Below are 25230 nucleotides of genomic sequence, written 5' to 3' on the forward strand. Positions count from 1 at the left end.
CTGAATAATCCGTTAACGAACGTTTTCGGCAGCCCTTGCCAGATCGTTAATCAGCAGACGGATCACGGGGTCCCCCGTCGGCCCGGCCAGCTTGGTCTGCCGCTCGGCATCATGGATGCGTTCCATCACCCGCATCAGGCGGCGCGCCGGCCATTTGCCAAGGCGCGCGCGAAAGGCCGGCCATTCATTTGGCCAGACCGGCGGGCGCAGATACTTTCCGGGGTTTCCATCCCCCCCGGCAATCTTTTCATGAGCGCTCAGCATCCGGAGCACTTCCATCTGAAGGGAGCGGAGGATGGAGATGCCGCTCGTTCCGTTCTCGGAAAGCTTGTCGAAAGCGGTCTGCGCTTCGCCCGGCCGGCCGTCGAGCGCCGCGGCCACGATGCCGGAAATCGCCTGTTTCACATCCGTCGCCGAAAGCGCGCGCACATCTTCAAGGGTCAACGGACGGCCGAGCCCGCGCGCGTAGAGGGCGAGCTTTTCGATTTCTGAATTCGCAAGCCCCCGGTTTCCTGGCAAATCACCGACGAAAGCGTCGAGGGCAGGGGGGTCTATTACTGCTCCTTCGGCCAGCAGGGCGGTCTTCACCCGGCTCGCCACATCGGCTTCCTCTTCGGCGAAGAGCTGCAGGCAGGCGGCGCGTTTGGCGCTTTCGGCCGCTGCGCGGAGTTTTGACCGCGCCGGGAGGCTCCCCGCTTCGATCACGAGCTTGGCGGCAAAGCGCCCCGGATCCTTGTCGCCCGCTTCGATGGCTTCGGCCAGCAAAGCGGCGATCTTGTCGCCACTTGTGCGAACCCGAACGGCGCGGGCGTCGCCCAGAAGCGAGACCGCTTCCAGCGCATCGAACAGAAGGGCGGGTTCTTTCTTGATAGTGTCATCATCCAGCACGGTTACATCCATGCCCTGCTTGCCACCCCAGCTGGCGATGAGTGCCTGGCCGGCATCGAAGGACAACCCTTCATCCTCGCTGAAGGCAAGCACGGCCCAGACTTCCGGATCAGGCCGCCGGGCGAAACCTTCCGCCGCGCGTCCCTTGTGCAACATCAGGGGCTCGCAAACTTCAAACGGATGTCATCGGCGATCTGTTTGGCCAGAACCCGCATTGCGCGATCGCCCGCGTCGGTCTGCGCGGCAATATCACCATAGGGAGAGTCCGGCACAAGGAACCCGGTTTCGACTTCGGACCGTCCCGTAACCCGTACATTCTCGCCTTCAAGGCGGTAGCTGCCGCTCGCCATGATGCTTGAACGGGACGCCGCGCCATCCGGCAGCAAGGCCAACCGCGTGAGATCGCTCTGCAGATTGACTGTCAGCGTAACCGGTTCTGTGAGCCCCGGCATGCCGACGGCGAGCTCCTCCTGCAGAGCCCGGCGCAGCATGTGCCCCTCGCGGCCCTCAATGGGCGAAACAGAGATGAGGCCAGATTCGGCATACTGCCCGTTGACCGGCGCATAGACCGGCTGAAAGCCACACGCACCAGTGGCCAGGAGCAGAAGAGGGGCAAGAAGACGCTTCATGCGACCACGATATTCACAATCCGGCCGGGCACAACAATCGTTTTCTTCACGCTCTTGCCTTCGATAAAGGTGGCCACTTCAGGCAAGGCTTTGGCCGCCGCTTCGACGGCATCACTGGCCATATCCTTTGCCACTACGATTTCGGCGCGGCGCTTTCCGTTCACCTGAACCGCCAGCGTCACCGTATCATCGACCACCAGTGAGCCATCAACTTCCGGCCAGCTTGCCTGTGAAACAAGGCCCGGATTGCCGAGGCGCTCCCAGCAGGCTTCGGCCAGGTGCGGCATGAACGGAACGAGACAGCGAGCCAGCATGTCGGCCCCTTCGGCCCGCGCCCCAACTGTTGCGGGGTCGCTCTCGGCCTTCTTCAGCGTGTTCACCCATTCATGCACGGTAGCGATGGCGGAGTTGAAGCGGAACTCCTCGATGGCCTTGTCGATGCCGGCGACCGCCTTGTGGCTTGCCTTGCGCAGCGCGGTTGAGGCGTCATCACTGCCGGGGGCAGGGAAGGGGCCCGTCTCTGGCAGGGCGCCGACGAAGGACCAGACCCGCTGAACAAAACGCGCGGCGCCTTCGGCGCCAGACTGGGTCCACTCCACATCCCGCTCGGGCGGAGAGTCGGACAGCACGAACCAGCGCGCCACATCCGCCCCATAGGTGGCCACAATCGCGTCAGGGTCGACCGTGTTCTTCTTCGATTTCGACATCTTCTCGATGGCGCCGACCTTCACCGGCTGCCCGGTGGCAATCTCGAAGACCTTGCCATCTTTCCGCTCGACGGCGGAGGGTTCCAGCCATGTTCCGGCCTCGGACTTGTAGGTCTCGTGCGTTACCATGCCTTGCGTGAAGAGGCCGGCAAACGGTTCGCCCGTAGGCAGATCAAGTTCGCCCACATCCCGCATCGCGCGGGCAAAGAAGCGGGAATAGAGAAGGTGCAGAACAGCATGTTCCACCCCGCCGATATACTGGTCCACGGGCAGCCAGTAGGCGCGCTCGGCCGGATCGGCCGCGCTGGCAAAGCGCGCGTAATACCAGGAGCTGTCGACGAAAGTGTCCAGCGTATCGGTTTCGCGGCGCGCCGGCTTGCCGCATTTCGGGCAGTTCACATGCTTCCAGGTTGGGTGGCGGTCCAGCGGATTGCCGGGCACGTCAAAGGTCACGTCTTCAGGCAAGCGCACGGGAAGGTCCGCCTGCGGAACGCCCACAACCCCGCAATCGTCGCAATGGATCACCGGAATGGGGCAGCCCCAATAGCGCTGGCGAGACACGCCCCAATCACGCAGGCGATAATTCACCTTGCCTTCGCCCTGGCCGGTTTCTTCGATCTTCGCAATCGCCGCGCGCTTGGCGTCGTCAATGGAAAGTCCGTCGAGGAAGCCTGACTTATATATATGTCCGGTTCCGGTATACGCCTCGGTGCCGACCTCAAAGGTGGCCGCGTCCGCATCCGGCGGCAGCACCACCGGATAGACGTTCAGCCCGAACTTGCGGGCAAAATCGAGATCGCGCTGGTCATGCGCCGGGCAGCCGAAGATGGCGCCGGTGCCATATCCCATCAGTACGAAGTTCGCGACCCAGACCGGAACCGTCCGTCCGGGCTCGAACGGATGGGCAACCGTCAGGCCGGTATCGAAGCCCAGCTTCTCGGCCTTCTCGATCGCCTCCTCGCTGGTGCCCACCTGCGCGCATTTCGCGCGGAAGGCTTTCAGCGCGTCAGACTTTTCCGCCAGCTGGATCGTCAGCGGGTGATCCGGGGAGAGCGCGACAAAGCTCGCGCCAAACAGCGTGTCCGGGCGTGTGGTGAAAACGGTGATGCCGTCTTCAAAGCCGGCAGGCGCCGCCCCCTCAAAGGCAAACGTCATCTCCAGCCCTTCGGACCGGCCAATCCAGTTGGCCTGCATCGTGCGGACCTTTTCCGGCCAGCGCTCCAGCTTCTGAACCGCTTCGAGCAGATCATCGGCATACGCCGTGATCTTGAAGAACCATTGGGTCAGCTCGCGCTGCTCGACCAGGGCGCCGGAGCGCCAGCCGCGCCCGTCGATCACCTGCTCATTGGCGAGCACGGTATTGTCCACCGGGTCCCAGTTCACCTTCGAGGCCTTGCGATAGACCAGACCCTTTTCCATCAGTTTCAGGAACAGGGCCTGCTGGGCGCCGTAATAGTCCGGGTCGCAGGTCGCAAACTCGCGGCTCCAGTCGAGTGAGAGGCCGAGCTTGCGGAACTGTGCCTTCATCGACTCAATGTTGGCATACGTCCATTTACCGGGATGAACCTTGCGTTCCATCGCGGCGTTCTCGGCCGGCATGCCAAACGCATCCCACCCCATCGGGTGGAGCACGTTATAACCCTTGGCGCGCTTGTGACGGGCCACCACATCGCCCATCGCATAGTTGCGCACATGGCCCATATGCAGACGCCCGGAAGGGTAGGGGAACATCTCCAGCACGAACGCCTTGGGCGCGCCGGGCGCCTCCTGCGGCGTCTTCGTCCGGAAAATGTCTGCCGTCTCCCAGGCTTCACGCCAGCGGGGCTCCGCGCTCTGCGGATCATAACGGGTGGCCATCCTGGGCTCCCTTGAATGGAATCGAAGTGTTACAGGCTTGTATCGGCGCTTTAGCCGATCTGCGAGGTCCGAAGAAGTCGCGCCCGTTCAAGAATCTTGTTTTCGAGCTGGATCGCCGTTTCCGGGTCGGCGGCGGCATCGGCCCACTGACCTTCGGTATTCACCTGGCGGTGAACGGTTACCTTCACGCCATCGGCGCGCAGGCGCGAATCCAGAATGAACACGGTCGCCTTCACGCGCTCATTCGGGGAATCGGGAAAGCTCTTCCAGTCATAGGAAATGATCCCGCCGATCGGGTCGGTGGACTGAAGCGGCAGCGTGGACAGCGTATCCAGCGTCGCGCGCCACAGATACGGGTTGGATGCGCCGACCGACTGGACCACAAGCGGGCCATCATTGGCTTTACCGCGCGATTGGCAGCCCGAGACGAGCAGCAGGCCGGCAAAGGCGGCGGTGAGGATCGGCTTGATCATGTTCATTTTCCGCATGCAATTCCTTGTTGACCCGGCGTGTATAACAAGCGGGTTCTGGCCTCGCCAGTATTGTTATGCGCTTGGCTGAGTCAGCCGCAGCGCCTGTGATGGAGCCGCACGTGATGATTAATGCCCGCCTGTTTGCCTTCGCCCTTGCCGCGCCGGTGATGGCGCTCGCCCCTGCGGCTTCGGCTCAGGATGTGTGGGACGATCCGGGCGGGATTGAAAGCGAGGCGAGCGTCGAGATTGCGCTGGTTGCCGCGCCTGACGCCGATGAAGCAGTGCTCGGCCTCGCAAAGGCGCGGATGGCGATCAACTATGTGCTGATGAACGGGGCCGAGATCGGCGCGGTTGGCGGCGTGGAGCTTCAGCGGAATCATCCCGCCCGCGCCGGCTTCAGCGGCGTCTTTCCGCCTGCGGCCGGGGCAGGGGCCTCTTCGGGCGGCGCCTTCAGCGGCCTCGCGCGCGGTGATACTCCGGCAGACCGGGATCTGCGGATCAGCCTCGAGACAGCTTACATCTATATAGAGGGTGGCTATGGCGAAGCCCGTCTGGGCGCGGATGAGGGGATCGCCACCCGCTTCTTTGAGGGCGGCCCCGCGCTCTTTGCCCATTCCGGCCTTGTCAATCCGGCGCTTGATCCCACAGGCCAGATCATCGCCCGCACCGATCATGATCTCACCGGCCCCGCAGCCAAGATCAGCTACGCCACTCCGCGTATCCTGGGTCTGAGGGGCGGCGTCTCCTACACCCCCACCGCAGACCGCCGGGGCGTGGACCGGGACACCGAAAGCGCTTTCCCGGGGGCGTCGCGCCCGGAGATCGAAGACGCGTTCGAAGTGGCACTCAATCTCTCCCGCCGCCTGCCGCAAAGCGGGGTGCGCCTGCGCGCGGCGGCGGCCTACAGCCAGGCCGAAGCGCGCTTTGCGCCCGATCCCAGCCTCTATGGCACCGTTGAAACCTGGTCGGCGGGGGCCTCGGCAGAGTTTTCCCGCCTGCGCCTTGGCGGCAGCTATCTGGAATCAAACAATGGCATCGCCGCCGGGCCGGGCGATTATTCGGCCTGGGCCGTTTCGGCGGCTCTGCCTTTCGGCAAGTTCGAGGCGGTGGCGGAAGTCTCCGGCGCGGAAGATGAATTTGCCGGACTCAGTAGTGACAGCTGGCAGATCGGCCTCGTCTGGAAGCCAAGTGCAGGCTGGCGGCTTGCCTCGGGCTGGCGGGATGTGGATACTGCATACTTGAATTCCGGCGCGCAGGTTCCCGCCACAGGGGGGAGTCGCAACGGCATTGTGATCGAAATCACACGTTCCTTCTAAATCCTCGCTTTATCAGAAACTTAATCTTTCATTAAGCCGGTCCCCTCACTATCATTAGTGGCTGGGAGTTAACATGCGCGCAGACCTTATTCTTTCTTTTGCCCTTGCGGCCGCAGCCTTCACGCTGCCGGCTGTGGCACAGGAACGTGTGGCAGGCGATGCGATCCGTGTTGAGGCGCCCACCCTGTCGGAAACCAATTCGGCCCGCTCCGAATGGTATCGCCAGTTCTCCGAAGGCAAGCCTGCCGAATCCCGTCTGCAATGGCAGGCTGAACCCAATCAGGACTTCTCGGTCCAGATCGGCAAGGATTCCCGCTGGCAGCTGAACTTCGACAAGGTCACCCGTCCGGGTGAAACCTATCTTCCGCGCGAAGAAGTTCAGGCCGGCGCCACCTTCCGCGTCACCCCCCGCTTCTCTGTCGGCGGCGAAGTGCGCATCGGCGCAGATGAATTTGATTCGTCCAAGCGCTGGGAAAACCAGGATGTCGAAGCCGGCATCCGTCTGAAGTCTGCCTTCAAGTTCTGATAATCTGAAAATGATGAAAGACCGTGCGGCGCCTTTGCAGGCGTTGCCTGCGTTTCTGCGTCTTGGGGTCAGACTTTGAAACAGTTCCAGCCGTCGATGGCCGCCAGCCCAGCTGAATCCGCAATCCAGAGTCCGTTATCAGGAGTCACTCCGCCCAAAGCATAGACAGGGAAGGGGAGGGACGTGGCCAGCCGCCGGAATCGCTGCGCCCCGATGGCTGTCCCGGCGCTGGCGCTACGGGACGCAAAAACGGTCGAAAACAGCACCGCCTTGACCGGCAGTGTCCGGAAATGTCCGAACTTGTCCCCTCTGTGTCCGCTCATTGTCTGCAATTTGAACCGCCCGCGCCACTTGCGGGAGGCGCCAGCCATCCGGCCCGGCCAGTGAACCCCGTCCGCCCCGATCTTTGCCGCCAGTTCGGCATCGGCGCCGATCAGCAGACGAAGTTTCCGCGCCCGGCAGAGTTTCAGCAGCCGCCGCGCAACGATTTCCCGGTCCGGGGCCCCGAAATGACGATAGATCACCCCCCAGCCCGCCGGAAGCCCGGCCACAATAGCTTCCGGGTCAGGCGTCCGCGCTGGATCGGTGAGGAAAAACGCGGGCGGCAACCCCTCCGGCAGATGGCGCGCCGCCACGCGCGCGGCCATCCGCGCCTTGCGCCTCGAACTGGATTGGGGTTTCTCGCTCATCATGAGCACTGATAGCCTGAACCAGGACATTGCCAACCGCCGCGCCGAGATCCTCGCTGCGCTGGCTGCCGCGAGTGCGCCCGCGCCGGAGCTGATTGCTGTCTCAAAATCTCAGCCGGACGCCGCCATCGAGGCGATTCTCGCCGCTGGTCAGCGGGTTTTCGGGGAGAACCGCGTTCAGGAAGCGCAGGCGCATTGGGAAAGCCGCCGCGAAGCCTATCCGGATCTTGTGCTGCATCTGATTGGCCCCCTGCAGACGAATAAGGCCGCCGATGCCGTACGCCTGTTCGATGTCATCCAGACGCTCGACCGGGAAAAGCTCGCCGACGCGCTGGCCAATGCGATGGAAAAGGAAGGCCACCGCCCGCAGATCCTCATTCAGGTGAATACGGGCGAAGAACCCCAGAAGGCGGGCGTTATCCCCTCAAAAGTGGGCGATTTGCTGCGATATGCGCGCCAGCAGGCAGGGCTGGAAGTTGCCGGCCTGATGTGCATCCCGCCCGCGGACGAGCCTGCCGGTCCGCATTTTGCTCTGTTGAAGAAGATCGCCCGCGATTACGGGCTCGGCATTCTCTCCATGGGCATGAGCAGCGATTACGAACTCGCCGCCCGTTACGGCGCCACGCATGTACGCGTCGGAACAGCCCTGTTTGGCGATCGCAGCGTCCTCTAAGCTCGGATTTCGAGGGTTGAGGCGCCCTGAAGCCGCTTCAGCACTTCGCGCAGGTCAGCCTCCGCCAACGCCGCGCACCCCTCCGTTGGCGGGTATCCTGGCCGGGCCACATGCAGGAAGATCGCGCTCCCTTTGCCTGCCACGGGCGGATCGTCATTATACCCGAGCTCCACAATCAGATCGTAGAGCCCGTCCTCCCGCCACAGTCGCTCGTGACGCGCGGGGTAGGGCAGGGGTGCCCATTGATTGTAGCGGGCGTCTCCCGGCGCATCGCACCAGCCGTCTGAAGGGCGCAGGGCAATCACTGGAATGCCCGTTTCCGGCGGCGGCCCCCGGTCCGGCCTGTACCAGACGCGCCGCACAGGCCAGACCCCGGCAGGCGAGGCGCCATCGCCTTCGCGCTTTTCCGATGCTGGCAGGACGCCGCCTTTGCCCAGCGCGCAGCGCAGGGAAAGCCCGCCGCCTTCCAGCCGCCCGTCTGAAAACGCAATGAAATGCGTCACCTGGCTGCGCCTCCCGTTCTTGTTATTGGATAAACAGGCGCCACCTTTCTATGCAAGCGGCAGGCGCGATTGGCGCGCGGGCGAAGCGAGACACGCAGATGACGGCCAAGAAGTTCATTCTCATCGTCGATGACGAGGAAGACCTGCGGGAAACCCTCGCTGAGCAGTTCGAGCTCAGCGATGGATTCACCGCGCTGACCGCCGCCACCGGCGAAGAGGCCCTCGCCAGGCTGGCCGAAGAGCGCGTCGATCTGGTGATCCTGGATGTCGACATGCCCGGCATGAGCGGGCGGGACGTCTGCCGCAAGCTGCGCGAGGCGGGCAACCGCGTCCCCGTCATCATGCTCACCGGGCGTTCCGGGGAAAGCGATACGGTGGCGGGCCTGGAGGCCGGCGCGAATGATTACGTCGCCAAACCGTTTAGCTTTGCCGTGTTGCTGGCCCGTGTCCGTGCCCAGCTGCGCAGTTTCGAGCAGACCGAAGACGCCACCTTCGATATTGGTCCCTATGAATTTCGCCCCTCGATGAAAGTGCTGCGCACCAAGGAAGGCCGCCGCATCCGCCTGACAGAGAAGGAAACCGAGATCCTGAAGTTTCTCTACAGGGCAGGGGGCAAGCCGGTCGCCCGCGAGACGCTCCTCTCGGAAGTCTGGGGCTATAACGCCGCCGTCACCACCCACACGCTCGAAACCCACATCTACCGCCTGCGTCAGAAGGTCGAGCCAGATCCTTCCAACGCCCAGCTCTTGCTCACGGATACCGGTGGCTACCGCCTCAGGCCCTGATCTTCAGTGTAACCGGTGCATGGTCTGACGGTTTCCAGCCGCTGCGCCAGGCCGGATGGATGCGGAAAGAGCTGACATCCACGTCCTCCATCGCCGCCTTGTTGGCCCAGATATGGTCCAGCCGGCGGCCCCGGTTGGAAGCGGCCCAGTCTGCGGCGCGGTAGCTCCACCAGGTATAAAGCTTCTGCTCCTCGGGCACGGCAAGGCGGGCAATATCCTCAAAACCGGCGGATTTGCGCGACTCCTCCAGCCGCTCGGTCTCTTGCGGCGTGTGCGAGACGATCCCCAGGAGCTGCTTGTGGGACCAGACGTCATTTTCATGCGGCGCGACATTGAGATCGCCGACGAGAATGCGTTTCGCGCCCTTTTTCAGTTTCTTGTAGCCCGGCCCGAGCCGCTCCAGAAAATCCAGCTTGTGATCAAACTTGGCGTTCACATGCGGGTCGGGAACGTCTCCGCCCGCAGGCAGGTAGATATTGTGGATCTCCAGGCCGGAGGGGAGGCGGGCGGCAATCACGCGCGCATGATTTTCCCGGCAGAGGTCGGGCACGTCCACCTGTTCCAGCGGCAGGCGTGAGGCAATCGCCACGCCGGCATGGCCGCCGCGCTGGCCACGGATCACCAGATGCGGCAGGCCCATCTCCTTGAAGGCTTTTAGCGGAAACTCACCGTCCTGGCATTTGGTCTCCTGCAGACACACGACGTCGGGTTTTTCAGCGGCCACGAAGGCTTCGACATTCGGCGCACGCAGGCGGACGGAGTTGATATTCCAGGTGGTAATCTTGATGGGGCGGGTCATGCGCCTCTGGCTAACACCTCGCCCTTCAACGTCAACGCGCCCGAACGCGGGGAGTTCGGGCGCGCCGGACGCTGTTCAGCGTCGTGATGTCCGGACATCGTGTATCCGGTGTCGAGCGGGCGGAAGGTATCGCAGCGGGGGGTCGGTGCTACGCGGCTTCCTGTCCGTCGATGTGTCATTTATGTCACGCCGAATTGGAAATCTCAAATTAACTCGACGTAACGGCAATCACGCTTTTGTGTGTCAGTTGTTGTCGAAGTCCCGCAGGATGAACAGGCGCGGGTTGAGGCGCGCGCCGGTCTCTACATCGCTCAGCAGAACCGACGTATTGCCGCCATTGGCATCGGTGGTGCGCCAGCCGACCAGCGAATTATCTGCCGAGGCGAGCACCAGTGTCAGCGTGCCTTCCATATCCCCGCTCTTGTCCTGAACGGTGATGTTGGTCCGGCCATCGGCGCGGCGCACATCGATCACGCTCGCCTGGCTCTCGAAATCCAGCCGGTCGCTCAGCAGCAGCGACAGAGGGGTCGATTTCAGCGGCACGCGGTCAGTGGTTTCCAGGTCGCTGTCCTGAAGGGCGACGGTGGTGCCATCACTCACCATCAGCAGCGGCACAGGGTCATCATAGTCAAACCGCACCTTGCCAGGCCGCTGCATGGCGAATTGGCCGGTGGAGAAAGACCCGTCCGGCGAATACTGCTCGAACCGGCCCCGCGCGGTTTTCACCGTGGCGAGCGCTTTGGACGCTTCCTTCAGCAGGGCGGCGCGCTCGGCGCCGGTCAGCTGGGCTGCGGCGGCCGGGGCGGCAATCGAGGGGCTCACAGGGGCCTGCTTCAGGGCGGGCAGCAGGGGAGAGGCCCCGGCAATCATCGCGGCAGCAGCAAGCGGAGCAAAGAAATTCATCATCGTTCTGGCCTCCTTTATATGACCATACGGGATCACGCCTACACTTAGGGGGCTGAACCGGGCCTAAACAGGGCGCATGGCAGATTTTCATCAACCGGCTGCGGCGCGCATGGCGTGCCCGCTTGCGCTCGTCTTTCCGCAGTCCCATCTTTGCGCCCGAAACAAAGGGATTCTTGCAATGAGCAACGCTGAACTCCAGCACGTAAAGGAAGGCACCGACCAGGGCTTCATGGCCGATGTCGTGGAAGCCTCCATGACCCAGCCGGTGATCGTCGATTTCTGGGCCCCTTGGTGCGGTCCCTGCCGTACGCTCGGTCCGATCATCGAGAAGGTGGTCGAAAGCAAGAAGGGCGCGGTGAAGCTGGTGAAGATCAACACCGAGGAGCACCAGGCCTATGCCGGTCAGCTCGGGGTGCGCTCCATTCCCGCCGTCTATGCCTTTGACAAGGGCCGCCCGGTCGATGGCTTCCTCGGCGCGCTGCCGGAAAGCCAGGTCCGCGCCTTCGTCGAAAAGCTGCTCTCGGGCACCGATGACGCGCAGATGATTGCCGAAGCGCTCAGCCAGGCAGAAGCGGCCATTCAGCAGGGCGATATTGCGCTCGCCGCTGAAATCTATGCCGCTGTCCTTCAGCAGGAGCCGGAGAACATTGCCGCGATTGCCGGCCTTGCCCGGTGTCACCTTGCCAATGGTGACAAGGAGGCGGCTGAGGCGACGCTCGCCATGGTGCCGGAAACAAAGAAGAATGACAGCGCCATCAAGGGCGTCCGCATGGCGATCGAGATGATGGCAGACGCGCCCCCGCCCAGCGAGCTGGATGCGGCGCTCTCGGCCGTCATGGCCGCGCCCGGCGATCATGAGAAGCGCTTCGAACTCGCCGAGCAGTATGCTGCGCTCGGCAAGTACCAGGATGCGGCTGATCATCTTCTGATCATCCTCTCCGCCAAGCTCGATTGGGAAGGCGGCAAGGCAAAAGACAAGCTGCTGAAGATTTTCGAAGCGGCTGGCCCGACCGAGCCGGTCACCATCGAAGGCCGCCGCCGCCTCTCGTCGCTGATGTTTGCCTGACCTTCTGATGCACAGCCCGCGCCGGGCGAAAGGAAAAGATCATGGCGCCGTATCGCAAGACAGCTGACCTGCCTGCGACGCTCGCCGTGTTTCCGCTCCCCGGCGCGTTGGTCTTCCCCCGCTGGCAGCTGCCGCTCAACATTTTTGAGCCGCGCTATCTCAACATGATTGATGACGCGATGAGCGGTTCGCGCCTTATCGGCATGGTGCAGACCATTGGCGGCCCGCGCCATCAGCCGCTGATTGCGGAGGTTGGCTGCGCGGGCCGCATCACCAGCTATACCGAAACTCCCGATGGCCGGTATCTGATCTCGCTGACCGGCGTGTGCCGCTTCGGGGTGGTACGCGAACTCGATGTCACCACGCCTTACCGGCAGGTGCAGCCGGATTGGGAACGCTTCGCTGGTGATCTTGTCCCCCCGCCGGAAGGAGAGGGGAGGGAGCGAGAAGCGCTGATCGCTGCCTTCCGGCATTATGCGACCGCCAATGGCCTGGAGACGGACTGGTCCGCCCTGGAGGAGGCCTCGCTCGAAACGCTGGTCCATGCGCTGTCGTCCGGCTGCCCGTTCGGACCGATGGAAAAGCAGGCCCTGCTTGAAGCGCCGACCCTCGCCGAACGTGCCAGCGCCTTGACGGCGCTTCTCGAGTTCGGCAGTGCCCCCGGCGGGGCAGGCCCTGTCCAATAGGAGTAGACATGAGCGAGTTGCCCGGCGGCGCGCCAAAAGATGAGATCGTCCCCTTCGAGCATAATGGCGTCGATCCGCGCCTGCTCGAAACCCTGATCTGCCCGCTGACGCGCCAGCCGCTCGCCTATGACCGCGCCCGGAATGAGCTGGTCTCGAAGAATGCGCGCCTCGCTTATCCCATTCGCGGCGGCATCCCGATCATGCTGCCGGAAGAGGCCCGCGATCTGGATGAGACCGAAGAGGCAGCCGAGCCATGAGCGCCCAGCCCTGGCCGGTCAAACTCACCTTTCGCGCCGGCGCCCAGGAACTGGTTGCCGAGTTCGAGGATGGCCGCGCTGGCCGGGTGGATTATCGCACCCTGCGGCTGGAAAGTCCGTCGGCGGAAGTGCAAGGCCATGGCCGGGGCCCGAAACCGCCGCCGCCCGTCGTGCCGGAAGATATCCGTGTCCTGAAGGCAGAGCCGGTGGGGCGCTATGCCATGCGCCTCTTCTTTTCCGATGGCCACTCCAGCGGGCTCTACACCTGGAATATTCTCCGGTCCCTGACGGTCGGAGATTAAAAATTGCGCGATTAGCGCATCAGGCTGGGCAGGCTTTCCTGATCGGAGCTCGCCTGCCGGGCAAGGGCTTGCCGGATGGGCGCCACCTTGTTGGCCGCCGTCAGGGCGAGGGTGCGCAGCGGCTTCAGCAGCAGATTGTCGTTTGAGAAGGTCCGGTCCACAGCGTCCATGAACAGGGCCGTCGCCGCGGAATCAAAGCGCCGCCATTCGCGGTAGCGCGCCAGTACGGTTTCGCTGCCCGGATCAAGGCCCACTTCGCGTGCTTCAAGGATCACGTCATAGAGCGCGGCAGCATCCTTGAAGCCAAGATTGAGGCCTTGTCCTGCCAGCGGGTTGATCCGCCGGGCAGCGTCCCCCAAGAGCGCGGCGCGCGGGCCGGTCATGTCGCGGGCAATCTGCATCACCAGCGGATAGGCCAGCGGCGGCCCGTCCAGCGTCATCGGCCCGGCAAACTCGGCAAAGCGCGCATTGAGTTCGGCCTCGATCGCCTCCTTCGGCATTTTTGCCAGCGTCTCGGCTGCGCCGCTCTTCATATACCAGGCAAGGTTTGCCCGGTTATCAGGCAGGGGCAGGGTGGCAAACGGGCCTTCCGGCGTGAACAGCTGGCGGGCAATGCCGCCATGCGGGCGGGAGAGTTTGACGTCCGCCGCAAATACGGACTTGCCATAGCTGCGCCCCTCGGTGCCGATCCCCGCTGCCTGGCGCACGGCGGAATGAATACCGTCGCAGGCGGCAATTACCGCGCAGCGGAAGCTCTCTCCGCTTTCCAGATGCACCCGCGCGCCCGAAGGGCCCGCGTCATAGCCTGAAAAACGGGCGCCCCGCTTCCAGACAAGGCCTTCGGTCTCGCCTGCCTTCCGGTCGAGCGCGGCCTGCAGCGCCCCGGCCGGCACCAATTCGCCCAGCGCTTCGCGGTCGCCTTCGGGCAGATCGTCATTGGAAAACGCCGCCCAGGGCGCGCCAAACCAGTGAGTGCCGCCGTCGACAGCCTCCAGCCCGTTGAGGGGTTCGGTCAGGCCCTTGAGATCGCCGTGAACCCCCGCCGCGCCGAGCAACCGCCAGCTGCCGCGCACGATCGCGAAACTCCGCGTATCTGCTGCAGGGGCTGCACTTTCGGAGCGCACGTCCACCAGTACGGTGCGCAGGCCGGCCTTGGCCGCCAGCACGGCGAGCGCGGTGCCGACAGGGCCGGCGCCGATCACCGCAAGGTCTGCGTCCAAGGGAGCGGAAAACACGGTTTCAACCATGCAACTGAGGTAGCCCCGAGAGGCCGTCTGGTCCAGCGATGGCGCCCGTTTGGGCGATTGGCCGCATCTCTGCACAAGTTCTGACCACGTCAGGGCAGAATCGAAGCCCGCCTTTGCGTCATGTGCGACTTTTCCGGGCAGGCACAATCATATCGCGGTGGGAGAGCGCTGGGGGTCACCGGGCTCTGCGTGATGAAGATGGCAAGTAAGGAGGGGCCAATGGGCCAACTGATTGGACGATGGATCCGCGGGGCGACACTCGCGCCGCTGGCACTGCTCACGGCAGGCATTGCATATGCGCAGGAAGACGATGTGGCGGCACGTCTGGCCGCGCTTGAAGAAGCGGTGAGCGGCAGCGCCAGCGCTTATGTGGACAACAGCTACCTGTTCCTCATCGGGGGCCTGATCGTCATGTTCATGGCGGCCGGTTTCTGTATGCTGGAAGCGGGTCTCGTGCGGTCCAAGAACGCCGCCATGCAGGCCACCAAGAACGTTACCCTGTTTGCCGTTGCCGGTCTTATGTTCTGGGTCGTCGGCTACAACATGGCTTATCCTGCCGAAACCACCCTGATGGGCCTTTTGGGCACAACTCCTGGCCCCTGGAGCGGCGGCGACCTGTCGATTGAATCCGAGGATGGCTATGCGCCGGCCTCTGACTGGTTCTTCCAGATGGTGTTCGTTGCCACCGCTGCCTCGATCGTCTCGGGCACCGTGGCCGAACGTATCAAGATCTGGCCGTTCCTGATCTTCACCGCCGTTCTGACCGCGTTCATCTACCCGATCGTGGCCAGCTGGGAGTGGGGCGGCGGCTATCTCGACAGCGAGTGGGGCTTCTCCGACTTTGCCGGCTCGACACTGGTTCACTCCACCGGCGGCTGGGCAGCTCTCACCGGCGCGATCATCATCGGCGCCCGTAAAGGCAAATACTCCGGCGGACATGTGAACCCGATGCCGGGCTCCAACATTCCGCTCGCCGCCCTGGGTACGTTCATCCTGTGGTTCGGCTGGTTCGGCTTCAACGGCGCCTCGCAGCTTGCTGCTGGCACCGCCGCCGACATCAATTCGGTCGCCCAGATCTTCGCCAACACCAACATGGCTGCCGTCGGTGGCGTGCTGGCGGCGATGGTGACGACGGCTATCCTTTATAAGGGCAAGCTCGATGCCACGATGATCTTCAACGGCGCCATCGGTGGCCTCGTCTCGATCACCGCTGAGCCGCTCGCGCCGTCGATGGGCCTCTCGGTTCTGATCGGCGCCGTCGGGGGTGTCCTGGTCGTGGTCTCTGTCCCGCTGCTCGACAAGTTCAAGATCGATGACGTGGTCGGCGCCATCCCGGCTCACCTTGTCTGCGGCATCTGGGGCACGATGATCGTTCCGCTCTCCAACGGCGATGCCAGCTATCTCGGCCAGCTCGTCGGCGTGGCGCTTACCGGTGTGTTCGTGGTTGTTGCCTCGTCCGTCATCTGGCTGGCCCTCAAATTCACGCTCGGTGTACGTCCGAGCGAGGAAGACGAGGAAATGGGTCTCGACCGGGCAGAAATCGGCCTCGAAGCCTACCCGGAATTCTCGAACCGGTAATCGGTCGCTAATCAGGATAGAATTCCACAGACCTTGGGCCCCGGCGGAGTGATCCGCCGGGGTCTTTCACATTCCACCCCCCGGAGAAACCCCTGCTTGAATTGCAGATTCTTTGAAATTTCAGGCGATCCGTTTGCAGGGCGTTAAGCCTAACGGAGGCATGGTGAAGGCCCGCACCAGAGTCCAATACGGAGCGTCCTCCCCGATGACAGATTACGCCAGCCGCGATTCAGAACTCCGCACGGTAAGTGACCCCGTCTGGAGGATTCTGACAGGCGCTGCCGCCTTTGGGGCAGGGGTCTTCGTGTGCGGCGCTGTGGGTTCCTACACGCCTACTGATCCCAGCTGGAACGCCGCTACGGGCGCCGCTGTACAAAACCTCTTCGGCTCTGCCGGCGCTGTCTTCGCAGACCTGGCGCGCCAGACGCTGGGCTGGTCAGGCTGGATCGCCGGTCTTGCCCTGATGATCGGCGGCGCGATGCGCGCCGTGCTGGTCGGGAAGCCGCGTGTGCGCCGCTGGATAATGGGAGCCATCTCCGTTCCGCTGTCGGCAGCCTGCTTTGCGTCCTGGCCTGTCCCGGAATCCTGGCCGCTCAGCGCCGGGCTCGGTGGCATGATGGGCGATGGCCTGTTTAATCTCACTGTACTGCCCTTCCGCGTGCTGATGCTGCCCTCGCCGCAAGTCTGGGCGGGCTTCCTGATGGGCGGCCTTGCCCTCTGGACCGCACTTTCGGCGCTCGGCTTCGGCCGCCGGGATGCCCAGCTGCTTCAGGAAACCGCCACCCGCAGTGGCCGGCATGCTGCCATCCAGGCGCGGGGGGCAGGGGGCATGCTGCTGCGCATCGGCCAGAAGCTCGTCACCCGCGAACCCGGCCTGCCGCACGAAACGGCCGCGCCTGCCGCCACACGCGAAGAGCGCACCCTCATCATCAAGTCGGACGAGGATTACGTCCCCACCTCGCGCTATCTGCGCGACCTTGATGACGAGGATGAAGACTACGCCCGCAACGAGGACGACGACCGTTGGGACGATGAAGACGAAGACGACGGCTATGAAGCCGCCAATGACGAGGATGAAGATGCCTCCCGTCCGCCGCGCTTCACCTTCTCAAAGCCGGCCCAGGCGCCGCGCTCGGCCTCTGTGCCGAAAGTCTCCCAGCCTGAGCGCCGCCGCGCCGCCGCCACCCGCCTGCCGTCGATCGATCTGCTGCAGGAGCCGGAAGCCCGCCGCGAGACCATTGATGAGGACGCCCTCATCGCCAAGGCCGCGCGCCTGTCCGAAGTTCTCAAGGAATTCGGCATCCGCGGCCGCATCAAGGAAGTGCGCCCCGGCCCGGTGATCACCCTGTTCGAAATGGAACCGGCCCCCGGCGTGAAATCCTCCCGCGTCATCTCGCTGGCAGACGACATTGCCCGCTCGATGAGCGCTGTCTCTGCCCGCGTGGCCGTTGTGCCCGGCAAGAACGCCATCGGTATCGAGCTGCCCAATGAAGAGCGCGATACCGTCTGGCTGCGCTCGCTGCTGGAGTCCGAAGCCTACACCGCCAACCGCGCCAGCCTGCCCATGGCGCTCGGCGAAGACATTGGCGGCGTGCCCACCGTGGTCGACCTTGCCAAGATGCCTCACCTGCTGATCGCCGGCACCACCGGCTCGGGCAAGTCGGTCGGCGTCAACGCCATGATCCTGTCGCTGCTCTACCGTCATACGCCGGAACAGTGCCGCTTCATCATGATCGATCCGAAGAAGCTTGAACTCTCCGTATACGAAGGGATCCCGCACCTCCTCGCGCCGGTCGTCACCGAGGCAGACAAAGCTGTCAACGCGCTGAAATGGACCGTGCGCGAAATGGAAAGCCGCTACGAGCTGATGTCGAAGGCTGGCGTCCGCAACCTGGCCGGCTATAACGAGAAGGCCGCGAAGTATCGCACCGCTGGTGAAGAAATGACCCGCAAGGTGCAGACCGCTTTCGATGATCGCGGCAAGCCGGTCTATGAAACTGAAGTTCTGCCCGTGGACCATATCCCCAACATCGTCGTCGTGATCGACGAGATGGCGGACCTGATGCTGGTTGCCGGCAAGGAAGTGGAAAGCTGCGTCCAGCGTCTCGCCCAGATGGCGCGTGCTGCCGGCATCCACCTGATCACCGCCACGCAGCGTCCGTCCGTGGACGTCATCACCGGCACGATCAAGGCAAACTTCCCGACCCGTATTTCCTATATGGTCACCAACAAGGTCGACAGCCGCACGATCCTCAACGAGCAGGGCGCCGAACAGCTCCTCGGCATGGGCGACCTCCTGTACCAAGCCCCCGGCAAGAAATCCCAGCGTCTGCACGGCCCCTTTGTGGCGGACGAGGATGTGGGCGCCGTGGCAGACTGGCTGCGCGAGCAGGGCGAGCCTGACTATGTGATGGACATCCTGGAATCGCCTGATGACGGCTCCACCGGCTCGGCCGTCATGGATGCCATCCTTGGCACCGGCGGTGGCGGCGATGATGATGAAGGCCTCTTCTCTCAGGCTGTCCAGATCGTGGTGCGCGATCAGCGGGCTTCCACGTCCTATCTCCAGCGCCGTCTGAAGGTTGGCTATAACAAAGCCGCCGGTCTGATCGACCGACTGGAAGAGGAAGGCGTCATCTCGGCCCCCAACCATGCCGGCAAGCGCGAAGTCCTCGCCGGTGGCGGGGGCGGTGGCAAGGCCAGCGCCGCCTGACAGTATTCCCAGCCATGGTGGGCCCCCAAGGGCGGCCCCCGGCCTTCCATAGAAGGAGGCGGGGGCCATTTTGGTTTTAAGGCTTGTCGATCAACTCGTCTCTCTCAGGGAGAGGCCCGGCCAGCGGGAAGGCCTCATCCCATCGGATAGAGGATTTCCCGGGAAACCTTGTCGCACGCTTTCATGACGTCGTCGGGCAACACAAGGTCCGCCGCTGCCAGAATATCTGACAGCTGATCAAAGCGCGACGCGCCGACAATCGTGGAAGCCACAAAGCTGTGCTGCTTCGACCAGGCCGTCGCCAGCGTCACCGGGCTCATGCCGGCCTGTTTGGCAATTTCCATATAGCGGGCTGTAGCTGCCAGGCTCTTCTCATTGACGAAACGCTGCGTCATGGCCGTGTGGCGCCCGCCCCTGTTGGCATAGGCGGAGAAGCGCGCGCCCTCGGGGAAGGCGCCGTCCTGATACTTGCCAGACAGCACGCCGCCCCCCAGCGGGGAATAGGGAATAAGGCTTACCCCTTCGCGCTCACAAATCTTTGAAAGCGCATCCTCGAAGCGGCGATTGTTCAGCGAGAAATTGTTCTGGATCGTCTGATAGCGGACTGTTCCGAGACGGCTGGATGTCTCAATCGACTTCATCAGCCCCCAGGCGTCTTCGTTGGAGCAGCCCACGATGCGAACATAACCTTCGCGCACCAGCTCATCGAGCGTTTCCATCGTCTCGTCGAAACCGGTGCCATGGTCGGGCCAGTGGGTCTGGTAAAGGTCGATATAGTCGGTCTGCAGGCGGGTCAGGCTCGCCTCCACCGCGCGGCGGATATTGTGCCGGTCCAGCGCCGTCATGCCGGCCCGCTGCGATCCCTTGATCCAGCCATGCGAGGGCCCGCACACTTTTGTGGCGAGGATGATCGCGTCCCGGTCCTTGGTTTTCATCCAGCGCCCGAAGATTTCCTCGGTCAGCCCGCCATATTTGAGATCCGGCGGCACCGGATAGTTTTCGGCCGTGTCGAAGAAGTTGATCCCCGCATCAAGGCTCGCGTCCAGAATACGGAAGGCTTCCTTCTCGTCGGTCTGGGTGCCGAAAGTCATCGTGCCCATGCAGATGTCGGAAACATAGATGGCGCTTTTGCCAAGACGGCGGTGTTGCATGGCGTTTCTCCCATAAGGCTTGTCGCCGGACACCCTAACGCCGCCCGCGCCAAGCGCCAGTCACCCCCGCCTGCGCTCTCCCGGCGTAAGGCAGCCTTCAGCTTCCAATATGTCCAGCGCGGGCTGGAGGCCCGCCTCATACCGGCGCCAGCGGCCAAGCGCGGAGGTGTAAAGGGGCTCACGCACCTGCGCCGAGGAAGCCGTCGCCACGGGCGCGGCATTCTGGTGGAAGGCCAGGCATCCCTCTTCGAAGGGCAGGCCACAGAACGCCAGAACCCGCCGCGTCTCCGCTTCCTGATCGGTCACTATCTTCTCGTAATGCACAACCGTGAAACGATCAGCGGGCAACACCTCTTCATAGCGCCGCACCAGCCGGTCAAACCCGGCATAGTAACGGGTCGTGTCTTCCAGAGTGTAGGCATAGTTGTAATAGGAAAAGCTGGTGGCAAACATCTGCCGGTAGTTCGACAGCACCGTATCTGCCGGATGCCGCCGCAGGCAGATGATCCGCGCGCCCGGCAGCGCCGCCAGGATGACCGGTGCCAAAAGGATGTTGAGCGGCATCTTGTCGGTAAACAGCCCGGCGAGGCCAAGAGACGTGCGCACGCTGTGCAAATAGGCTGTTCCGAGGGCGGAGAGATCCATGCCGCGCGCGGCCCCCAGGGTCTCCGGGTCCAGCACCAGATTGGAAGGCGTTTTTGCAAGCCGCTTCAGGCAAAGCGCAAAGTCTGACAGCTCGCCAGCCGGGGTAACGGCGCTGTGGCTTGTCAGGATACGGTCCACCAGTGTTGTTCCCGTCCGGGGCATCCCGCAAATGAATACCGGGCCTTCGCCCGATGGGGCAGGGGCCACCGGCAAGGTCTCTGCCAGCGCGCCGGCGGCGGCGAAGAGAGCGCTGTCCACATCAGGGGTATGCCGGATCAGGCGGCGCTTCCCGGCCTTGGCGCGGGCGAGCCAGGCGAGGGCGTCGCCGGGTTGCTTCAAGTCCTCATGGGTCTTCGCCAGGGCGTGGCCGATACGCAGGGCCGCGTCGGCATCCTCCTGATGCCGGATAAACATCGCCTCCAGCGCAGGAATGTAATTTTCCTCCGGCGTCTGACGGGTGATCTGCACCAAGGATGGCAAGCCGCGGGTGTCATCGGGGTCGGCGGCGGCGCAGCGCAGATAGGCGTCCCGCGCCCGGTCCATATCTCCGGCAAACTGCAGAGCCGCGGCAAAGTTATACTGATAGTTGGCGTTCCCCGGCTCCGCTTCGGTCGCCCGGGCATAATAGGGCAGGGCGTCTTCATGAAGGCCAGCCCGGCTCATCACCACCCCGATTGTATCACATGTAAAGGCGTCTTCCGGCGCCGATGCGGCAGCTGCGCGGACGGTAGCCACCGCGTCGCTGCGGCGGCTGAGCGCCAAAAGGCAGCGCGCCTGTTGGGCAAGGGCGCCGGCATGGCGCGGATCAAGTTGAACGGTCACTGCGAAGAGCTCTTCCGCCTTGCCGATGTTGCCGTGGTCAAGCGCCAGCTGGCCCAGCAGATAATAGGCCTGCGCCGTCCGGGGCGCTTCTTTCAGCGCGGCCAGGCACAAGCCATGGGCTTGCTCATAGGCGCCCGCTCGCAAAAGGCGAGTGGCCTCAGCCAGCCTCTCGCCGGCCAAACCTGTCTCTGAAAGGGTCTTTTGCAGGGCGCTATTCTCCGGCTGCTTCAGAATTGAGCAGATCAGGCGCACTTTGCTGCACGCATGCGGAAAATCCAACCGGCCATTGTTGCTTCTCTTGCTGCAGGTTGGTTCTGCACAGCTTCTGAGCATGTCGAGGGGACTTTTAACGACATAGCAGAGGTACACATATGATCCGGAAATACCTGCTCCTGTCCGCAAGTGCGGCGGTGATGACCAGTGCCTTAACCCTGTCAGCTCAGGCCCAGGAGACCGCAGATGGCGAACTCCGTGTCGAAGCGGTAACGGTGACCGCCACCCGCCGGGCAGAAAGTGTGCAGGACATCCCGATCAACATTTCCGCCATTGGCGATCAACAGATCACGGAGCAGGGGTTCGACGAACTCGCAGACATGCTCGCCTATGTGCCGGGTATCAATGTGGTGGACCGGGGCGGGCGCCAGGGAAACCCCCTGATCGTACGCGGCCTTAACGCGGATGGTCTTGGCTCGGGCGATGGTAATAACAACGGCGGCGGCACCGTTGCCACCTATATCGGCGAAATTCCCGTCTATCTGGATCTGAAGCTCAACGATCTGGAGCGGGTGGAGGTCCTGCTTGGCCCTCAGGGCACGCTCTATGGCGCCGGCACGTTGGGCGGAGCGATCCGCTATATTCCGAAGAAACCGGACTTCGCAGGCGATACGCTCGATGTGCGTACGGAGATTTATCAGTATTCGGAAGCTGATGATCTTTCCTATGATGCCGGCCTCACCATCAACAAGGCGCTCGCGCCGAACTTCGCCATCCGCGCCTCGGTGGATTACGAGAATGATTCCGGCTTCATCGACTATCCCTATGTTGTTCGTGAAATTGGCGTTTCCAATCCGGATCCGGACTTCACCGACCCTGCCGACGTTGCGGCCAATCTGCGCCGCATCACCGATGCCGACAGCGAGGAAACCATCTCCGCCCGCATTGCGGCCCGTTGGGAACCGTTGCCATGGCTCGACACCACGCTCACCTATTATCTTCAAAAGTCGGACATTGGAGGCCGCCGCGGTTCCAGCGCCCGCTCCACGGTTCCGGCTGGAGACTATGAGCTCGCCAAGCGGGTGGAGGAGCCCAACGAAATCACCAACCAGCTCCTGGCGCTGGAAATGGTCGCAGATCTCGGTTTTGCAGAGCTGACCTCGGCCACCGGCTATTCCCGGTTTAACGACAATGGCCAGCGCGACCAGACAGACCTTCTGATAACGCTGGAGTACAGCTACGAGGCGTTCCCCACCTTCACCTCCTTTACCCATGAAAAGGGCAAGGAAAGCCGGATCAATCAGGAACTCCGCCTTGTATCGACCACGGACGGTCCGCTGAACTGGATCGTCGGGGCCTTCTACAACCAGTATGAAGGGGCCAGCTATTCGGCAGAGTATACGCCTGGCTACGCAGACTTCGCTGGTTTCAACCGGCCGGACGATCTTGAGTATTTCTCCCAGGGTTTTTCAAAGCTGGAAGAGTCCGCCTTCTTCGGAGAGATCGGCTACGATATCACGGACAAGTGGACCGTAACGGTCGGTGGGCGGTACTATCAGTATGATCTTGAATCGTTCAGCGATGTCGACTTCCCGCTGTTTGATCCAGGTTTTGCCCGTGTCGGGGTCAGCGCGCTGGAATCCAGTCTGCGGTCAGACTTTGCGGCCGGCAGCCCGAACGGCACGGAGCGCACCAGCCAGTCGGATGAAGGCACGCTGTTCAAGATCAACACGTCCTATCAGGTGACGGACGATATTCTCGGCTATTTCACAATTTCCGAAGGCTACCGGATCGGGAACCAGAACGGCATTGCGGTCTGCCCGGACTATGATCCCACCAATACTCAGCAGGGCGCCTGCGCGTTGCTTCCCGGCCAGCAATACGGGCCCGGCGCGGGGGATATTTCCACACGGGATGAGAGCCAGTACCTGCCGGACAAGACGATCAATTATGAGCTGGGTTTCAAGTCCACCCTGGCCAATGGGCGGCTCATCCTCAACGGCGCGGTCTATTATATCGAGTGGAAAGATCCGCAGCTGACCTCGGCCACCATCAACGCGTCAATTCCAATCACCGTCAACGCCGAGGGCGCTGAAACCAAAGGCTTTGAAGTTTCCGGCAACTGGCTGGTCACAGATGCGTTCTCCGTACGCGGAAGCTACAGCCACACCGAAGCGTCATTGACCGCGGTTGCGCCTGGGCTTGTGGGCACGATCTCTCCGCCAGGCTTCAGCACGATCCTACTCGATGGCCAGGACGGAGACCGGCTGCCCGGATCGCCGGAAGACCAGTTCTCGGTCTTCGGCTCATATGTTCACCAGCTTGCCTCTGGCCGGACGCTCACCTTCAATGGCAGCTATTCCTGGCAGGGCGACGTGCTCAGCCGGACCGGCGGCCGGGGCGGCGGACTGACATTGGACAGCTACGGGGTGGCCAATGCGTCGGCGGTTTATGACGCGGGCAAGTGGCAGGCGACCCTGTTCGTCAACAATCTGTTCGACGAGTATTATGAGACCGGCGTGGTCTCCTCACCACTGTCCAACCAGATCGTGGCGGATGCCAACGGAGACCCGGTCTATATCCGCTCCTTCTACACATATGTCGGCGCGCCGCGGGCGATTGGCATCCGGGCCAGTTACAAGTTCGGCCAGTAAGAGCAGGGCACTCTTGATCGGAAGGGCCGCGCTTCAAGGGCGCGGCCTTTCTTGTTGAGCTTTGCTCCGGGGCGGCTGAGCAAAATCCGGGTGGCGAAAGGCAGCGGCCAGGCCTATAGCACGCCGCCATGAGCCCCGCCCTCCGTCTTGGTTTTCCCGCTGCGCTTCTCTCCTACCTGATCTGGGGGAGCCTGCCGCTCTATATCCGCGCCATGCAGCATACCGGCGCGCTGGAGCTGCTCGCCCACCGCGTGCTCTGGTCGGTGCCCACCGCCATCCTGTTCATTGCGGTGGCCGCCAACTGGCGGGATGTTCGCGCCGCCTTCACCGGCAGCAATCTCAAATGGCTTACCGTTTCCGGCCTGCTGATCGGGGCGAACTGGGCCATCTATATCTGGGCCGTCAATGCCGGGCGCACGATGGAAGCGTCTCTGGGCTATTACATCAACCCGCTGGTCAATGTGCTGTTCGGTATGCTGATCTTCTCGGAGAAGCTGCGTCCGGCCCAATGGGTTGCCGTTGCCATCGCCGCCATCGGCGTGGGCGTGATGACCTTCGCCTTCGGCCGTGTGCCCTGGGTCGCGTTGATCCTCTGCATCACCTTTGCCTGCTATTCGGTGATCCGGAAGAAGGTCGCCATCGACAGCCGCGCCGGCTTCCTGGTGGAAGTCGCGCTGCTCGCGCCCGTCGCCCTGGCCTGGCTCACCTGGTTTGCCACCACCCAGCCGGGTGGCCGCTGGCTCGGGGAAGGGGGGTGGGATATTCCGCTGCTGATGGCGGCCGGGCCGATCACGGCCATTCCGCTGATCCTCTATGCCCTTGCTGCCAAGCGGCTGCGTTTCTCCACCATCGGCATGATGCAGTATATCGGGCCCACGATTCAGTTCCTGATCGCCGTGCTGGTCTTCAAGGAGGGCTTCGGGATGACCCACGCCGTCGCCTTCGGTTTCATCTGGACGGCTCTGGTCGTGTTTACCGCCGACAGCCTGATGGGGGATGCCAAGGCCCGGCGCCTCGCGCGCACCGCCCGTCCTGCCTGACGCCGGAAAAGAAAACAGCGGCCTCCGTCGGGAGACCGCTGCAAGGTCAAGTGCATGACGGAAATGGAGCCTTCCAGTTCCAAACCTGGCGTTGCAACTGCCGTG

Annotated in this window: 23 protein-coding genes; 12 read left to right on the top strand and 11 right to left on the bottom strand. The window is 63.1% G+C overall.

Features of this window, described 5'->3' with window-relative positions; genetic code table 11:
- Positions 1 to 12: 12 nt before the first annotated feature.
- The 4 genes from holA to BBF93_RS18300 are packed head-to-tail and all read right to left on the bottom strand — an operon-like array spanning position 13 to position 4554.
- Positions 13 to 1044, bottom strand: a complete 1032-nt coding sequence (gene holA / locus BBF93_RS18285) for a DNA polymerase III subunit delta (RefSeq protein ID WP_114106814.1) — start codon at positions 1042 to 1044, stop codon at positions 13 to 15.
- A complete protein-coding gene (locus tag BBF93_RS18290; protein WP_035597372.1) occupies positions 1044 to 1517 on the bottom strand; it encodes an LPS assembly lipoprotein LptE in 474 nt (157 codons plus the stop codon). The genes holA and BBF93_RS18290 overlap by 1 nt, the downstream gene beginning before the upstream one ends.
- Positions 1514 to 4081, bottom strand: coding sequence for a leucine--tRNA ligase (gene leuS / locus BBF93_RS18295; RefSeq protein WP_114106815.1), 2568 nt, complete (start codon positions 4079 to 4081; stop codon positions 1514 to 1516). Before leuS ends, BBF93_RS18290 begins: the two co-directional genes overlap by 4 nt.
- Positions 4082 to 4131: 50 nt before the next feature.
- Positions 4132 to 4554, bottom strand: coding sequence for a DUF3576 domain-containing protein (locus BBF93_RS18300; protein ID WP_233349204.1), 423 nt, complete (start codon positions 4552 to 4554; stop codon positions 4132 to 4134).
- A gap of 122 nt (positions 4555 to 4676) precedes the next feature.
- Between BBF93_RS18300 and BBF93_RS18305 the strand changes: the two genes are divergently transcribed.
- Together BBF93_RS18305 and BBF93_RS18310 are read left to right on the top strand one after the other, a co-directional pair.
- A complete protein-coding gene (locus BBF93_RS18305) occupies positions 4677 to 5870 on the top strand; it encodes a porin (RefSeq protein WP_162786630.1) in 1194 nt (397 codons plus the stop codon).
- Positions 5871 to 5943: 73 nt separating this feature from the next.
- Entirely contained in the window at positions 5944 to 6396 is a 453-nt protein-coding gene (locus BBF93_RS18310) for an NtrZ family periplasmic regulatory protein (protein ID WP_035597381.1), read from the top strand.
- A gap of 68 nt (positions 6397 to 6464) precedes the next feature.
- Here BBF93_RS18310 and BBF93_RS18315 read toward each other — a convergent pair whose 3' ends face one another.
- Entirely contained in the window at positions 6465 to 7088 is a 624-nt protein-coding gene (locus BBF93_RS18315; protein WP_162786631.1) for a thiamine phosphate synthase, read from the bottom strand.
- Between BBF93_RS18315 and BBF93_RS18320 the strand changes: the two genes are divergently transcribed.
- Positions 7087 to 7758 (top strand): YggS family pyridoxal phosphate-dependent enzyme, encoded by a 672-nt coding sequence (locus BBF93_RS18320; protein ID WP_114107150.1) that lies wholly within the window; start codon positions 7087 to 7089, stop codon positions 7756 to 7758. The genes BBF93_RS18315 and BBF93_RS18320 overlap by 2 nt on opposite strands.
- Here BBF93_RS18320 and BBF93_RS18325 read toward each other — a convergent pair.
- Positions 7755 to 8261, bottom strand: a complete 507-nt coding sequence (locus tag BBF93_RS18325) for a L,D-transpeptidase (protein ID WP_114106817.1) — start codon at positions 8259 to 8261, stop codon at positions 7755 to 7757. The genes BBF93_RS18320 and BBF93_RS18325 overlap by 4 nt on opposite strands.
- A gap of 98 nt (positions 8262 to 8359) precedes the next feature.
- Here BBF93_RS18325 and BBF93_RS18330 point away from each other — a divergent pair, with 98 nt between their 5' ends.
- A complete protein-coding gene (locus tag BBF93_RS18330) occupies positions 8360 to 9046 on the top strand; it encodes a response regulator transcription factor (protein ID WP_114107151.1) in 687 nt (228 codons plus the stop codon).
- On the opposite strand, the gene BBF93_RS18335 is transcribed toward BBF93_RS18330, so the two are convergent.
- Both BBF93_RS18335 and BBF93_RS18340 read right to left on the bottom strand, forming a co-directional pair.
- Positions 9036 to 9845, bottom strand: coding sequence for an exodeoxyribonuclease III (locus tag BBF93_RS18335; protein ID WP_035597384.1), 810 nt, complete (start codon positions 9843 to 9845; stop codon positions 9036 to 9038). The genes BBF93_RS18330 and BBF93_RS18335 overlap by 11 nt on opposite strands.
- Positions 9846 to 10088: 243 nt before the next feature.
- Positions 10089 to 10751 (bottom strand): outer membrane lipoprotein carrier protein LolA, encoded by a 663-nt coding sequence (locus tag BBF93_RS18340; protein WP_114106818.1) that lies wholly within the window; start codon positions 10749 to 10751, stop codon positions 10089 to 10091.
- A 178-nt stretch (positions 10752 to 10929) separates the two neighbouring features.
- Here BBF93_RS18340 and BBF93_RS18345 point away from each other — a divergent pair, with 178 nt between their 5' ends.
- From BBF93_RS18345 to BBF93_RS18360, 4 genes are read left to right on the top strand one after another with little or no spacing between them, the layout of a single operon-like run.
- Positions 10930 to 11817 carry a co-chaperone YbbN gene (locus BBF93_RS18345; protein WP_035597609.1) on the top strand — a complete coding sequence of 296 codons (888 nt, stop codon included), beginning with the start codon at positions 10930 to 10932 and terminating at the stop codon, positions 11815 to 11817.
- Positions 11818 to 11858: 41 nt separating this feature from the next.
- The gene (locus tag BBF93_RS18350; protein WP_035597389.1) at positions 11859 to 12503 is read left to right on the top strand and encodes an LON peptidase substrate-binding domain-containing protein; all 645 of its coding nucleotides are present in this window, start codon (positions 11859 to 11861) and stop codon (positions 12501 to 12503) included.
- Between the two features lie 8 nt (positions 12504 to 12511).
- Complete coding sequence (locus tag BBF93_RS18355; protein WP_114106819.1) at positions 12512 to 12760, top strand: Trm112 family protein; 249 nt, start codon at positions 12512 to 12514, stop codon at positions 12758 to 12760.
- Entirely contained in the window at positions 12757 to 13062 is a 306-nt protein-coding gene (locus BBF93_RS18360) for a DUF971 domain-containing protein (RefSeq protein ID WP_114106820.1), read from the top strand. The genes BBF93_RS18355 and BBF93_RS18360 overlap by 4 nt, the downstream gene beginning before the upstream one ends.
- An 11-nt stretch (positions 13063 to 13073) precedes the next feature.
- Here BBF93_RS18360 and BBF93_RS18365 read toward each other — a convergent pair whose 3' ends face one another.
- On the bottom strand, positions 13074 to 14309 hold the full coding sequence (locus tag BBF93_RS18365) for an FAD-dependent monooxygenase (protein ID WP_233349206.1): 1236 nt from the start codon (positions 14307 to 14309) through the stop codon (positions 13074 to 13076).
- A 219-nt stretch (positions 14310 to 14528) separates the two neighbouring features.
- Here BBF93_RS18365 and BBF93_RS18370 point away from each other — a divergent pair, with 219 nt between their 5' ends.
- Together BBF93_RS18370 and BBF93_RS18375 are read left to right on the top strand one after the other, a co-directional pair.
- Entirely contained in the window at positions 14529 to 15887 is a 1359-nt protein-coding gene (locus BBF93_RS18370) for an ammonium transporter (RefSeq protein WP_114106821.1), read from the top strand.
- Positions 15888 to 16092: 205 nt separating this feature from the next.
- Complete coding sequence (locus BBF93_RS18375) at positions 16093 to 18600, top strand: DNA translocase FtsK 4TM domain-containing protein (protein ID WP_114106822.1); 2508 nt, start codon at positions 16093 to 16095, stop codon at positions 18598 to 18600.
- Between the two features lie 134 nt (positions 18601 to 18734).
- On the opposite strand, the gene BBF93_RS18380 is transcribed toward BBF93_RS18375, so the two are convergent.
- A complete protein-coding gene (locus tag BBF93_RS18380) occupies positions 18735 to 19751 on the bottom strand; it encodes an aldo/keto reductase (protein WP_035597405.1) in 1017 nt (338 codons plus the stop codon).
- A gap of 60 nt (positions 19752 to 19811) precedes the next feature.
- Entirely contained in the window at positions 19812 to 21398 is a 1587-nt protein-coding gene (locus BBF93_RS18385) for a sulfotransferase (protein WP_162786632.1), read from the bottom strand.
- A gap of 191 nt (positions 21399 to 21589) precedes the next feature.
- Here BBF93_RS18385 and BBF93_RS18390 point away from each other — a divergent pair, with 191 nt between their 5' ends.
- Together BBF93_RS18390 and rarD are read left to right on the top strand one after the other, a co-directional pair.
- On the top strand, positions 21590 to 24085 hold the full coding sequence (locus BBF93_RS18390; protein ID WP_035597407.1) for a TonB-dependent receptor: 2496 nt from the start codon (positions 21590 to 21592) through the stop codon (positions 24083 to 24085).
- 128 nt (positions 24086 to 24213) lie between these two features.
- Positions 24214 to 25125, top strand: a complete 912-nt coding sequence (gene rarD, locus BBF93_RS18395) for an EamA family transporter RarD (RefSeq protein WP_035597410.1) — start codon at positions 24214 to 24216, stop codon at positions 25123 to 25125.
- The last annotated feature ends 105 nt before the right edge of the window (positions 25126 to 25230 follow it).

It is taken from the genome of Hyphomonas sp. CACIAM 19H1, assembly GCF_003325995.1.
GTDB lineage: Bacteria > Pseudomonadota > Alphaproteobacteria > Caulobacterales > Hyphomonadaceae > Hyphomonas > Hyphomonas polymorpha.